Below are 13,553 nucleotides of genomic sequence, written 5' to 3' on the forward strand. Positions count from 1 at the left end.
ATCATCGTCTCCGGCAAGACCAAGCAGATCGAGCGCTTCACCGACCTGCCCTGAACACCGGTTCTGACCTGCGCGGACGGCGGTCAGGGCCGGGTGGGCACTCGATGATGTTATCCCGAAATGGGATTTTCCCTAGGAAAACCGGGTTCATACGATCCACCGTGACGACGAAAGAGCGGCGGCCGTCCGTGCCCTGCCTGCCCGGCGGCGCGTCCACTCAGGAATGAGGGCCCGGTGAGTCGAAAACGCATTCTGTCTCTCGTGACCGCGCTTCTCGCGCTTCCCCCGCTGGCGGTGACCACCACCGCCTCCGCCACCGTCACTGCCGCCCCCTACTGTTACGAGGAACCCTCACAGCCGACCGCGGACGTGAGCGACCTCAGGGCGAGGTTCACCTCGTCCAACTGGATGCAGACGCTCCAGGCGGTGTACGGCAGGCGGTGGCCGAGCGGCCAAGCGCTGGCCGTCGCCCAGGCCAGGGACAAGTACTGGACCCAGTTCGTCCAGACGAGCAGCTTCGAGGCCTTCGCCGAGTCGATGATGGTGGCGATCCACGAGGAGACCCACATGTGGGACCTCGACCCGGCGCGGACCAGGTGGAACGTGCACACCGCGGCCTGGATCAACGCCTCCCGGCAGGACACGGTCGTGCCGCTGTACGACGGGTTCCCCCGCAAGGAGATCCTGCCGCTGATCCAGGACCGGCTCAGCGACTCCATGGACGGCATCTACCTGCGTGACCGGACCCAGGGGGAGTATCACCTCCAGGGTGTGCTGGCCGAGCTGAACGCCGGACTGACGGGCCTGCCCGCGGTGACGGTCCTCCAGGAGTACATCAGGGGCATCGGCGCCAGCAACGCCCGCGACATCGCCGCGACCAACCTGCGCTACCTGCTGCTCTACCTCCGGGTGGCCAAGAGCAGGCACCCCGACTACTGGACGAGGATCAAGAACGAGCCGAAGCTGCGTGAGCTGGTCCTGACCCAGTTCCTGCGCACGGCCTACTGGCTGGAGAAGTCGGCGCCGTACACCGGCAAGCTGGGCAGCGCCGACGCCGACCGGATCACCGCGACCAACTACTCCCCGGCGAACATCGCGATCCTGGAGGAGTTCACCGGCAGAAGCGTCCGCACCGACACCCAGAAGAACTGCACCCTCTGAACGCCGAACGATCCCCTCCGGGTGCGGCCCCGGGGGGATCGTCTGCGTATTTCAGGAAATTTCCGTAATGCCTTGGATGGACTCCTGTACGTTCGCCGGGGCCGTACGCGAGGGGCGGTCAGGCGCAGCGCCAGTCTCCGTCCCAGTCGTGGGAGTCGTACGCCTCAAGGACGAACCGGTGGCCACCGGCGACTTCCTCGTCTTCGAAGAAGAGGGAGATCTCCGCCCTCGTCTCGGCTCCCGCGACCGACACGTTTCTGTAGAAGCGTTGGATCTCCTGCGGCGTCAGCGCCGTCCGGAGCGTGAGCCTGACGCGGTAGTCGCAGGAGGACCCGCTACCGCCGACCAGGTTCGGTCCGAAGACCACGTCACGGTCCGTCGAATAGACGCTCCGCGTCCGTGGCGGGAGAGGAAGGTCGAGAACGCGTTCGCGGAAGGCTTCGAGACGAACCGTGTCCCGCCAGATGGGAGCGATGACCAAGGCGGCCCCAAGGACGGCCGGCACCAGCACGAGCGCCGACCTCGTCCACATGGTCCACGTGCTTCGTCTCATGAGATCGCACCCTAGGGCTGCCGGCGACCGTATCCATGCGGAACAGGATTCAGGTGGCTCCTCATCATGGAGAGGAGCCACCTGGCGATCGATCGGGACAACTCAAGGCCCGCGGTGTTCACCGTCATCTTCATGACGGCTGTTTCGGGAGGAAGCCCTGGTTCCCGGTTATCTGGATGAGTGGGGAGACGAGCTTCGCACGACCGGGAATCCCGGACGACCCGGTTACTCGGGCACCGTCAGGGTCACCGGGACCTTGATGACCGGCTGGCGCGCGCTGGTCGAGTGGATGACGAGTTCCCCCTCCCGCGTGTCGCCGGGGGCGAGACCGGCGGTCGAGACGGTGACGGTCAGGGTCGCCGACTGGTTCTTGAGGAGTCCGCCCGTCAGGGGCGAGACGCTCAGCCAGCCGGACTGGGCGGATTCGGCGGTGACGTCGTAGGGGGTCGGCCAGCCCTGGTTGGTGAGGGTGACCGTCGCGGTCCTGGTGGTGCCGGGCGGGGCGGTCAGGCTCACCTGGGTGGGGGCGGCGACGACCTTTCCGGTGATCAGCTCGGTGTCCATGGTGGTGCTGTCGCCCGCGACGACGGTCACCTGCCGGGTGGTCGTGCCGTAGTTCTCCCCGGAGACCTGCGCGGTGTGGTTCCCGGCCCGGATCTGACCGGAGAAGGCGCCGTCCTGGCCGGTGGTGAACGTGGCGACGTAGGGGAAGGTCACCGTCGCCCCGGCCACCGGCCGGCCGTCGTTGGCGTCGGTGACCGTACCGCGCACCACGCCGTGGTCGGCGGCGACGAACGTCAGGCTCTGCCCGTCGGTGAGGGAGGCCGTGTTGTAGGAGTAGAGCAGCGCGTCGGTGCCGTCGGCGTTCTCGATGCCGACCGTGGCTCTCAGGCCCCGCTCGACCAAGCCGTCCAGGTCCTTGTAGCGGTAGCTGATCGTGCCGTCCTCACCGAGGAGGGCGGAGAAGGAGATCCTTGGACCCAGCGTCACGACGGAGACGTCCCGCCATTCGATCACGAAGGATCGGTGAGGGGCGGTGCCGACCGTGGCGGTGTAGACGTCGGAGCCGTTCTCGATTCTCAGGTCCTCACTCCAGAACGGATAAACCCCCAGATTGGGTGTGAAACTGTCCGGCAGCGTCGTGTGTGCGTCGCCGGTGGACAGGGTCTCGATGAAGCTCGCGAAGCCGTCGGAGGTGACCCACGCCTCGCTTCGCGACGTGCCGTAGAAGGGCACGGGGAACGGCAGGGCCACCCGCTTGGGTGTGAAGTCGGCCAGCGCGAGAGCCTGGGTGCCCGCCACGTACGGCTCGGTGCCGACCTTGCAGGTGTAGCCGAAGGTGTCACCGCGCGGTTGCAGGCCGATGTTCTTGGTCAGGGTCCCGGCCACGGTGATCTGCTCGTCAGTGGGTGTCTCGCAGAGCGAGGCGCTGATCCGCAGCAGGTGGGAACCGTACGGCAATTCCATCTGGTAGTGACCCGTGGCGCCGGTAACCGCCGTGACCGTCGTGCCGGGTACGGCGACCGTGGCGTCCTTCAGCGGGGAGCCCGCCACGGTGACCGTCCCCGAGACGACGCCCTTCGGCTTCATGGTCAGCGTGGCGTCGAAGGTCGTCGTCTGGCCGTCCGTGACGGTCGCCGTCCCGGTGAAGTCCTGGTAGCCGAACTTGGAGACGGTGACCTGGTAGGAACCGGGAGACAGACGCGGCAGGGAGTAGACGCCGTCCTGGCCGCCGGCCGCCGTACGGCCGAGTGGGCCGGTGACCCTCACGTCGGCGTGGGGCACGGGCTGACCGTTCGCCGTGACGGTGCCGTGCAGGTCGCCGAGCGGGTCGTCCGGCGCGGCCAGCACGGCGGCGTGGGCGTCCATGGCGCCCTCACCGGCGACGTTGTTGTCGTCGGCTGTCCCGCCGCAGCTCGTGTCGGGGATGTCGACGGCGGTGTCGTCGAGCAGCGCACGGATGGCGCTGACGTTTCCCCGCAGGGAGGGCGCGGCGGACAGGACGAGCGCCACCGCTCCGGCCACATGCGGGGCCGCCTGAGAGGTTCCGTCCATGAGGGCGTAACCTCCCCCGGGCATCGAAGAGCGTACCTGTTGTCCGGGGGCGGAGATGTCAGGCTTCATGTCCCCGTTCTCGCCCGGCCCTCGGCTGGAGGTGCTGGTGACGTCTCCGGCGGAGTTGAGATTGCCCACGCTGTAGCTCTCGACATACTTACCGGGCCTGCGACTCGTGTCGCACGGCCGCATCGTCCCCTCGTTGCCGTTGGCGAAGATCGGAAAGATTCCGGCGGCGATCCAGGAGGTGACGACGGATCTGAAGTCGGCTCCCCCCTCAAGCCAGCCCCATGAGCTGTTGACGACGTCGGGGGCGAGATCTTCACGAGGGTTCTGACCGTTCAGGTCGGTGGGCTTGATCATCCACTGACCGGCCGCCGCCAACCCCGCGGTCGTGCAGCCGTGGTCGCAGGCGTTGGAGCCGATCCACCTGGCGCCCGGCGCGACTCCGATCCCTTCGGCACCGGCCGCGATGCCGGTCACGTGTGTGCCGTGCCCGTCCTTGTCACACGGAGCGGCGGAGGGGCACGCCCCGTAGGCGTCGAACCAGTTGTAGTTGTGGTCAACGGACCCGTCGGCCCGTGTGCCGCGGTAGGACCCGATCAGCGCCGGGTGCGTGAAGTCCATCCCGCTGTCGATGACACCGATGACGATGCCCTCGCCCCGGTTGTGCAGGTCGTTCCACACCTGCGGGGCCTTCACCATGTCGATGTTCCACTCGACCCCGGCCGCCGCCTTCGAACGAGCCTTGTCCGGCTTCGGCTTGGGCTTCTTCGGCATCTCGATCTTGGCCACCGGCTCGACGGCGGTCACCTCGGGCAGGGCGGCGATCTCCTCGGCCAGCTTCTCGTCGGCGGTCACCTTCACCGCGTTGACGATCCAGAACGGCGTGAACTCGGCGTTCCGTCTGGTCAGCAGCGCGCGGAGCCCGGCCTGGGACCGGTCGGCGTAGGCGGTCTTGGCGTCGTAGACCGCCTTGCCCTTCGCGGCCTTCGTCGTGGCTCTGGACGCGGGGCTGAGGTCGGCCTCACCCTTCAGCCGGACCCAGAGGGCGGCCTTGCCGTCCTTCAGGCTCGCGCGGGCCTTCGCCGTGATCTTGCCGGGCTCGTACGGCTTGGCGTTCGCCACGTTCTGGGGGAGGAGCAGGCACAGCAGGGCGAGCACGCCGACGAGTGCCCGGGATAAGGAAGTACGTCGTAGGGCATGGGACATGTGTTCTCCTAGCGTCCGCCGGAGTTCGGGACACCGGACCTCCTCAGGGAGGTCCACATGACTCTCCCGCGGCCGAGGAGGGACCTTCCTCGGCCGCGGAGCACTGGTGGGGGAGGACACGCCTGTCAGGCGGTCCCTGGCCGCGGCCCTCGTGGGCCGGTCGTCATGGGGCAAGCATGGCGGCGGGGGTACGCCGTGATCGATCCCGCCCGCTGCCGGGACGGGGTACAGCCTGCGCTACCCGTGCGTGACGCGGGCCTGGATGCCGTGGAGCACGTTGTGGGCCGCGCGGATGGAGCCCTCCTGCCAGCCGTTGATGTGGCTCATGCGTTCGCCCGCGAACCAGTACGGCCCGTCCGGCGGCAGCAGTACGGAGTAGATGTCGCGGCGGGTGGCCAGGTCGTCCCCCCAGTCGATCCAGGCACCTCCCTGGAAGGGCACATTCGGCCACGCGACGGAGACGGGACGCCGGACCAGGTTCCGGTAACCGGGGTGGAGGTGTTCGCCGTCGGCGACGGCCGCGGCGGCGCGTTGCGCGGGCGTCATCGCCGAGAAGGAGTTCCCGATGTCGTGTGTCCAGATGTAGGCGCCGACGAGGATGCCCTCGCGGGCGTGGAGGTTCGAGCTGGGGTACCACATCTGGGTGATGTCCCGGCTGCTCCACGAGATGCCGCCGTAGATCTGGTGGTCCTTCTCCCACCACCGGTCCGCCTGGAACGCGATCTTGACGGCCGGGATGTAGTAGGGGACCGCCGCCTCGACGGCCCGTTTCACGGGCGGCGAGAAGTCGCTGTCGATGGCGTTGACGACCGTGAGGGGGACCGTCACGATCACGTGGTCGGCGTCCCAGACCTGCACGCGCCCGGTGACGCGGTCACGCCAGGTGACCTGGGCGCCGGACCCGGCGCGCCTGAGCTTCGTCACCTGCGCGTTGAGCGTGATGAACCGCCGGGTCCGCTGGTAGAAGGCCCGCGCGACGGCGTCCATGCCGCCGGTCGGCTCCACGACGGTCGACTGCTGCGGATACTGCTCGCTGAACAGCGCGCGCCAGCGCAGCGACGAGCCCTTGGAGATCTCGACGAGGTCGAGGGGTTCGAGGACCTGGCCCGGTTCCGGTCCCCCCGGCGGCTCGGAGTATCCGGCGTCAGGCGACCCGGTGTAGCGGTAGTTCCCGTCGAGCCCGCCGAACCCCTGGATGAAGTCACGCACCCGGGCGAGGTCCTCCTCCGACATGGGACGGTCCAGGTCCTGCTTGAGCGCGCGCGCCGCCAGCTCCGCGACGGCTCCCCGCGTGTCGGTGATCACCCGGCGGGCGCGCTGCGGCCGTCCGCCGAACGCGGCGGCGTCGTGCAGGTAGGCGGCGCGGTTGTCGTTGACGAACACCTGCAGGGGGACGTCGAAGTCGCGGCAGTACCCGAGGAGCGCCTCGTGGTGGTGGGGGAACCTGGCGGGCCCCGCGTTGAAGTAGAGGCCCGGGTCGCGGTCCCAGTCGACGCGCTGGACCGAGCCGTTCTCGACGACGGTGTCCCCGCCGCGGTAGGTCCTGATCCGGCCGCCGACCCGCTCCTGCGCCTCGAAGACCCGCACGTCGTACTGCGCGGCCGACAGTTCGAGCGCGGCGACCATGCCGGAGACGCCGGCGCCGATCACCGCGACCTTGACGCCCCGCCCGCCGCCGTGTCGTGCCAGGTCCGGCCGTCCGGCGTAGGCCTCGGGTACGGCCAGCAGGCCCATCGCCGTCAGCGTCCCGTACGCGGCTCCCACGCCACCGGCGCGTCCGACCAGGTTCACGAACGCCCGGCGTGTCAGTCGATCACGGTACATACGCCCTCCAGTACGGGGATGAGTGCGTCGGGATCGGTGGGGCGCCGCCCGGCGGAGCGTGGGCGGGAGAGAGCCCACAGCCGCTTGGCGGCGACCTGGCCGGGGTCACGAACCGGGAGGCGTCGACGCGCTGAGCTCGACGGGTCCGATACGCCTGTTCTCCAGATGCGCCTCTCGGGAAAGCACGAGGTTCTGGGGAGGTGCGAGGCCAGTTTGTCGTTTTATGACGGGAATGTCATTGACGGTTTCTGTAGTGGTTGTTGATGGTTTCTGCGCGCTCTCTCGGCGGGCGGGGCATGGCCGTTCGCCGGGGACGGCCCCTGTCGTCGCCCGCTCTCGCCGGGTGGGCCGCCGATCAGGGACTTCCGCCGCCCTCGCCCCGCGTGGCGCCCTCGTGGCTCGCCTGCACCGGAAATATATGGATATATCCGACTATTCCTCACTCAACAGGTGTAACTCTCCCTGAGGTCGGTAGCACCTGAAGTCAGGAGAGGAGGAGCCATGGAATTGACGGCCACGACGACAATCCGCAAACCGGCGCGGGACGTTTACGCGTTCTGGCGTCACCTGGAGAACCTCCCGACGTTCATGTGCCACCTTGACGAGGTACGTGTCACGGGCGAACGGACGAGTCACTGGACGGCGAGCGCCCCGTTCGACCGGACGGTCGGATGGGACGCCGAGATCACCGACGAGGTGCCGGGAGAGCTGATCGGCTGGCGCTCGACCGGCGACGCCGACGTGCCGAACGCGGGAAGGGTCCGGTTCGCGCCGGCCCCGGACGGCGTGAGCACGGAGGTGTACGTACTGCTCGTCTACGACATCCCGGGCGGCCCGCTCGGCAAGGCGGTCGCCAGATACTTCGGCGAGGAGCCGCACCAGCAGCTCGACGACGACCTGCGCAGGCTGAAGCAGGTTCTGGAGACCGGTGAGGTGATGCGATCCGACGGGGCGCCCTGGGGCAAACGCGCCCGCCGGGAGTTCCCGCAGCGTCCGGCGCGGCCCCTGTCGGCGGAGGAACTCGCGAAGGGGGCGGGGGCATGAGGGCCAACACCTGGGCCGGACGCAACAAGGTCGAGGTCCGCGACGTGCCGGACCCGACGATCCTCAACGGCCGTGACGCGATCGTCCGGATCACCTCGACCGCGATCTGCGGTTCCGACCTGCACCTCCTCGACGGGTACGTGCCGACGATGCAGGACGGCGACGTCATGGGCCACGAGTTCATGGGCGAGGTGGTCGAGGTCGGGAACGGCGTCGACCCGTCGCGGCTGCGTGTCGGCGACCGCGTCGTGGTGCCGTTCCCGATCGCCTGCGGCGCCTGCGCGGCGTGCGCGGCGCGGCTGTACTCGTGCTGTGAGAACAGCAACCCCAACGCCGGGATCGCGGAGAAGATGTTCGGCCACCCGGTCGCCGGGATCTTCGGATACTCGCACCTGACCGGGGGGTTCGCCGGAGGGCAGGCGGAGTACGCACGCGTGCCGTTCGCCGACGTCGGGCCGCTGCGGATCGAGTCGGAGCTGAGCGACGAGCAGGTGCTGTTCCTGTCCGACATCCTGCCCACCGGTTACATGGGCGCCGAGATGTGCGACATCCAGCCCGGCGACGTCGTCGCCGTGTGGGGCGCGGGCCCGGTCGGGCAGCTCGCCATGGACAGCGCGAGACTGCTCGGCGCGGCCGAGGTCATCGCGATCGACAGGGAACCGTACCGGCTGCGCATGGCCGAGGAGGCGGGCCACACCACCGTCGACTTCGAGGAGACCGATGTCCGCTCCCGGCTGCTGGAGCTGACCGGCGGACGCGGCCCGGACAAGTGCGTGGACGCCGTCGGCCTTGAGGCCACGCACGGCAGCGCCCACATCGGCGCCTACGACCGCGTCAAGCAGGCCGTCCGCTCCGAGACCGACCGTCCGCACGCCCTGCGGCAGGCCATCCTGTCGTGCCGCAGCGGCGGAGTGGTCTCGGTCATCGGCGTGTACGGCGGGCTGGTCGACAAGTTCCCCGCGGGGGCGTGGATGAACCGGTCGCTCACCCTGCGCACCGGGCAGTGCCATGTGCAGCGGTACATGGAGCCGCTGCTGAGGCTGGTCGAACGGGGCGAGCTCGACCCGACCCGGATCATCACCCACACCCTGCCGCTCGAACAGGCGCCGTACGGCTTCGACATCTTCAAGAACAAGCGGGAGGACTGCGAGAAGGTCGTCCTCAAGCCCTGAGAGGGCCCTGGGCGCCACGCCGCCGGAGCACCCCGCCCCCCGAGGGCGGGGGTCAGACGCCCGGCGAGGCGTGGACGGGGGCCAGGTCGGTGAACCCGGAGATGTTCAGGACGGGGAGCAGGAGAGGAGGGGCGATCAGTTCGATCCGGTCGACATGGGCGAACAGGACCGACAGGCCGGCGCTGTCGAGGTAACCGACGGAGGTCAGGTCGAGGACGACCGCGCCCGTCGTGCGTTCGAGGGCGGCGGCGAGGACGTCGGTGTTGCTCATGTCGATCTCACCGACGGCCGTCAGCAGGACGACGCCGTCCGGGCGGAGATCGGGGACCAGGGTGAGCGGTGTGGCCATCAGGTGATCCTCGTGTGCATGTCGACGGTGGTTCCGGTGGAACCCGGGGTGACGGTGACGTGCTGCATCATGGCGCGCATCAGGGCCATGCCACGGCCGCGATGGGCGTTGATCTCGGGACGGGGAGGCTTCCAGTGGCCGCTGTCGGTCACGGTGAGCCGCAGATCGTCGACGGAGGCCTCGGCACGCAGGCGGATCGTGCCGCCGGGGGCGTCGCGGTGCCCGTGCTCGATGGCGTTGGCGCACGCCTCACCGGCGGCGAGCAGGATGCCCTGCAGGACCGGTGGGGAGAGCCTGCACTGGGTGAGCCAGCCACGCAGGGCCGTACGGATGGGTGCGAGCTGGGACGACTCAGCGGGGAAGACCACGTCCAGGGGAGCGGGGTGCCGGTACAGCAGCAGGGCGACGTCGTCGTCGTAACCCCCCTCCGGGGCCAGGCGGGTCATGACCTGGGTGGCGAGATCGTCGACGGCGATGTTCCGGCCCGCCTGGACCGCCGCGCCCGCCTGGTCGATGCCCGCGGTCAGGGGGCGGCGACGGCGCTCGACGAGGCCGTCGGTGTACAGCAGCAGGGTGGCGCGCGCGGGGATGTCGCACTCGCCTTCGGGACGCGCCCTGCCGGGGAGGACGGCCAGCGGGGCGGAGCGGCCCTCGGACAGGAGGCGGACGGTGCCGTCGGGGTGGGCGAGGATGGCCGGTGGATGCCCGGCGCTGGAGTAGGTCAGGTGCCCGGTGTGCGGATCCAGGACGCTGCAGAAGACAGTGGTGCACCTCGCGCCGGGGAGACCGGCGGCGAAGTGGTCCAGGGCCATGAGGGTCCGGCCCGGCCGGGCGTCCTGCAGCAGCAGGGCGCGGCAGGCGCTGCGCAGCTGCCCCATGACGGCCGCCGCCTCCAGCCCGCGGCCGACACAGTCGCCGACCACGATGCCGATGCGGCCGTCTGGCAGGGCGACCGTGTCGTACCAGTCGCCGCCGACCTCCAGGGGAGGGGTGGCCGGTTCGTAGCGGACGGCGAAACCGTCGGGAAGGCTGGAGGGGCCGAGGATGGCGCGCTGCAGGGCGAGGGCGGTCTCGCGCTGCTGGTCGATCTGGTGGGCGCGGACCAGGCCCTGGGCGAGATGCCCGGCCAGCAACGACAGCAGCAGCTGGTCCTCACCGGTGAAGGGCCGGTGGTCACCCAGGTCGATCCACAGGGCCAGCGGGCCCTCGGGGTGCTCCAGGAGGACGCCGGCCCCGGTGCGGTCGGTCACCGAGGAGAGCGGAGGCCGTCCGCGCAGTTCGGTGAGGGCGTCACGGCGCCGCTCGGGCAGCAGCCGCCAGACGGGTGAGCCGTCGGTTGCGGTCAGGGCCGGCTCGTCGTCGCCGTCGAAGACGGCGGCCAGCACCGACCGGGCGCGCCAGAGGTTCTTCAGTTCGGTCAGCGCGCCGCGCAGCGCGTCGTCCAGGCTGGTGGCCCGGGACAGGCACGTGCTCAGCGACGCCAGGGCGATCTCCCGCTGGACGGCGTAGTGCTCCGCGGTGACGTCGCGGAAGGTGCCGACGGTCACCCTGCGGCCGGTTTCCGGGTCCTGGGCCTGGTTGAAGGTGGCGCTGATCCACAGCCGGTGCCCGTCGCGGTGGGTGACGGGCAGGGTGTGGCTGCCCCGGCCCCGGCCGAGCAGGTCCGCGAAGGACTCGGCGACCTGCCGGTGCGCCTCGGGATCGGTCTCGGCGTCGGGCCACCAGGGATGGGCGGGCGCGTACGGCAGGCCGTCGGCCCCGTAGCCGAGGATGTCGGCGAAGGAGGCGTTGATCTCGATGACCGCGCCGTTCTCGTCGCAGACGAAGAACGCCTCCCGAAGGGAGTCGATCAGCGCGGTGCGCCAGCGGGCGTGGTGGCCGCGCAACCGGGCCAGTTCCACGCTCGCCCGTACACGTGCCAGCAGTTCGGCCGCGGTGAACGGCTTGACGAGGTAGTCGTCGGCACCGGCCCGCAGGCCCTCGATGGAGGCCTCCTGTCCGGCCCTGGCGGACAACAGCAGGATGGGAACAGAGGCGGTGCGTGAGTCGGCCCGGAGCGCCGCGACCAGCCCCAGGCCGTCCAGGTGGGGCATCATCACGTCGCTGACCACCAGGTCGGGAGTGGTCGTGCGGACGGCCCGCAGGGCCTGCCGTCCGTCGCCGACCGCGTCGACCAGGTAACCGGCTCCCCGCAGGATGCGGGCGAGGTACTCGCGCATGTCGGCGTTGTCGTCGGCGATCAGCACCCGTGCCGGGGGGTCGGAGGCCGGAGCCGTCCCCGCCGCCTCCGTCGTCCCGGCGGCCGGATCGTCGGGCAGCCAGCGCAGCGCCTCCTGCAGGTAGGGGTCGGCCGCGGCGGAGGTCACGGAGAGGGGCCCGGCGAGGGGCGGGGCCGTACCGGTGGCCGGGGTCAACGCCTCGGGGGGCAGGTGGGCGTGCCCGAAGGGCAGACGGATGGTGAAGGTGGTGCCCTCTCCTTCGACGCTGTCGGCGGTGATGGTGCCGCCGTGCAGACCGACGAGCTCCCACACCAGGGCCAGCCCGATTCCGCTTCCCTCGTTGGAGCGGGACCGGGTGTTCTCGATGCGGTGGAAGCGCTCGAACAGCCTGGGCAGTTCCCCGGCGGGCACGCCGATGCCGGTGTCCTCGACGGTGACCACGGCGTGGCCGTCGCAGGCGCGCACGCGGACCCGGATGGAGCCGTCGAAGGTGAACTTCAGCGCGTTGCTGAGCAGGTTGAGGATCACCTTCTCCCACAGGCCGTAGTCGATGTGGACCGGATCGTCCAGCGGGGGACAGTCGACGTCGAAGGACAGACCGGCCTTCTCGACGGCCGAGCGGAACACGCTGGCCAGGTCGGAGGTGACGGCGGCCAGGTCGACCGGCCGGTAGCGGGCCCGCATACGGCCGGCCTCGATGCGGGAGAAGTCCAGCAGGGTGTTGACGAGCTTGCCCAGCCGCAGCCCGTTGCGGTGGACGGTCTCCAGCTCCTCGCGTATCCGGGGGTCCGCCTCGGCGAGCTGCCCGCGCAGCTCCTCCAGCGGCCCCATGATCAATGTGAGCGGGGTGCGGAACTCGTGACTGATGTTGGAGAAGAACGTGGTCTTGGCCCGGTCGAGCTCGGCCAGTTCCTCGGCCCGCCGCTGCTGGGCCTGGTAGTTGCGGGCGCCGGCGACCCCCGCCGCGATGTGCCCGGCGACCAGCTCGGCGAATCCGCGGTAACCGTCGTCCAGCGGCCGGTACCGGTTCAGCGCGGTCACCAGGAACCCGTACGGCCCGCCGCCCTGTCGCAGCAGCGGCAGGACCAGTGCCTGCGTGGGCGGCTGTGGCCAGTCCCCGGTGGGCAGGGCGGTGAACGGAGCCCTCCCGAGGTCCACGAGCGCCGGTTCTCCCTGGGCGAGTGTCGCGGCGGGCCACACTCCGTCCGCGTCCCCGGCGGGCAGGGCCGCCGGGGCGGCGGGGTGCCCGGGGGCGACGCCGGTCGCGTTCGCCAGCCGGGCGGAGCCGTCGTCCTGGAACAGGTAGGTCAGCGTGAAGGGAAGGTCCCGCAGGTTGCGGCCGAGTTGCCTGCCGGTGAAGGCGAGCATCTCCTGCTCGGTGCGCACCACGCTGAGGTCGGAGCCCAGGTCTCGCAGCGTCGCCATCCGCCGTCCGCCGACGACCCGCTCGGTGTCCTCGCTGACCACGCACAACATGCCGACCACCTGGCCGTCGTCGTCACGCAGGGGGCTGTAGGAGAAGGTGTGGTAGGTCTCCTCCGGATACCCCGAACGCTCAAGGAACAGCAGCAGGGCCTCGTCCCAGGTCGCCCTGCCGGTGGACAGCACGGTGTCGATCCGGGAACCGGCGTCGTCCCAGACCTCCGCCCAGACCTCGCTCGCCGGGCGGCCGAGCGCCCACGGGTACTTGCGGCCCAGCGTGTCGCGCCGGTAGGCGGCGTTGCAGAAGAACGTCAGGTCCGGCCCCCAGGCCATCCACATCGGGAACCGGGACGACAGCAGGATGCTCACCGCCGTCCGCAGGCTCTGCGGCCAGCGAGCCGGTGACCCGAGGGGGGTCGCCTCCCAGTCAACCAGGGCGAGATCACCGCCGATCTCGCCGTCGACGGCGAACACGTCGGCACCCGCCGTCACCGACGGTTCACGCCCAGCGTCTTCAGAACGCGTCACCGAACGCCCTTTCA

At 70.1% G+C, this 13,553-nt stretch carries 8 protein-coding genes; 3 read left to right on the forward strand and 5 right to left on the reverse strand.

The window, feature by feature from the left end; all coding sequences use genetic code 11:
• Positions 1-261 precede the first annotated feature (261 nt).
• Positions 262-1,161 carry a hypothetical protein gene (locus ACFOYY_RS04515; RefSeq protein WP_362914850.1) on the forward strand — a complete coding sequence of 300 codons (900 nt, stop codon included), beginning with the start codon at positions 262-264 and terminating at the stop codon, positions 1,159-1,161.
• Between the two features lie 118 nt (positions 1,162-1,279).
• On the opposite strand, the gene ACFOYY_RS04520 is transcribed toward ACFOYY_RS04515, so the two are convergent.
• The 3 genes from ACFOYY_RS04520 to ACFOYY_RS04530 all read right to left on the reverse strand — a co-directional run bounded on the left by ACFOYY_RS04520 (position 1,280) and on the right by ACFOYY_RS04530 (position 6,805).
• Positions 1,280-1,714: a hypothetical protein gene (locus ACFOYY_RS04520; RefSeq protein ID WP_386188064.1), complete on the reverse strand. Its 435-nt coding sequence runs from the start codon at positions 1,712-1,714 to the stop codon at positions 1,280-1,282.
• Between the two features lie 225 nt (positions 1,715-1,939).
• The gene (locus tag ACFOYY_RS04525) at positions 1,940-4,981 is read right to left on the reverse strand and encodes a S8 family serine peptidase (RefSeq protein WP_386188066.1); all 3,042 of its coding nucleotides are present in this window, start codon (positions 4,979-4,981) and stop codon (positions 1,940-1,942) included.
• Between the two features lie 237 nt (positions 4,982-5,218).
• A complete protein-coding gene (locus tag ACFOYY_RS04530) occupies positions 5,219-6,805 on the reverse strand; it encodes a flavin monoamine oxidase family protein (RefSeq protein WP_386188069.1) in 1,587 nt (528 codons plus the stop codon).
• 501 nt (positions 6,806-7,306) lie between these two features.
• On the opposite strand from ACFOYY_RS04530, the gene ACFOYY_RS04535 reads away from it, so the two are divergent.
• Together ACFOYY_RS04535 and ACFOYY_RS04540 are read left to right on the forward strand one after the other, a co-directional pair.
• Positions 7,307-7,849 (forward strand): SRPBCC family protein, encoded by a 543-nt coding sequence (locus tag ACFOYY_RS04535; protein ID WP_352015624.1) that lies wholly within the window; start codon positions 7,307-7,309, stop codon positions 7,847-7,849.
• Entirely contained in the window at positions 7,846-9,021 is a 1,176-nt protein-coding gene (locus ACFOYY_RS04540) for a zinc-dependent alcohol dehydrogenase (protein WP_362914857.1), read from the forward strand. The genes ACFOYY_RS04535 and ACFOYY_RS04540 overlap by 4 nt, the downstream gene beginning before the upstream one ends.
• 52 nt (positions 9,022-9,073) lie before the next feature.
• On the opposite strand, the gene ACFOYY_RS04545 is transcribed toward ACFOYY_RS04540, so the two are convergent.
• Positions 9,074-9,370 carry an STAS domain-containing protein gene (locus ACFOYY_RS04545; RefSeq protein WP_386188074.1) on the reverse strand — a complete coding sequence of 99 codons (297 nt, stop codon included), beginning with the start codon at positions 9,368-9,370 and terminating at the stop codon, positions 9,074-9,076.
• Positions 9,370-13,539, reverse strand: coding sequence for a SpoIIE family protein phosphatase (locus ACFOYY_RS04550; protein ID WP_386188077.1), 4,170 nt, complete (start codon positions 13,537-13,539; stop codon positions 9,370-9,372). The genes ACFOYY_RS04545 and ACFOYY_RS04550 overlap by 1 nt, the downstream gene beginning before the upstream one ends.
• Between the last annotated feature and the right edge of the window lie 14 nt (positions 13,540-13,553).

This window comes from Streptosporangium jomthongense (assembly GCF_042650425.1).
Classification (GTDB): domain Bacteria; phylum Actinomycetota; class Actinomycetes; order Streptosporangiales; family Streptosporangiaceae; genus Streptosporangium.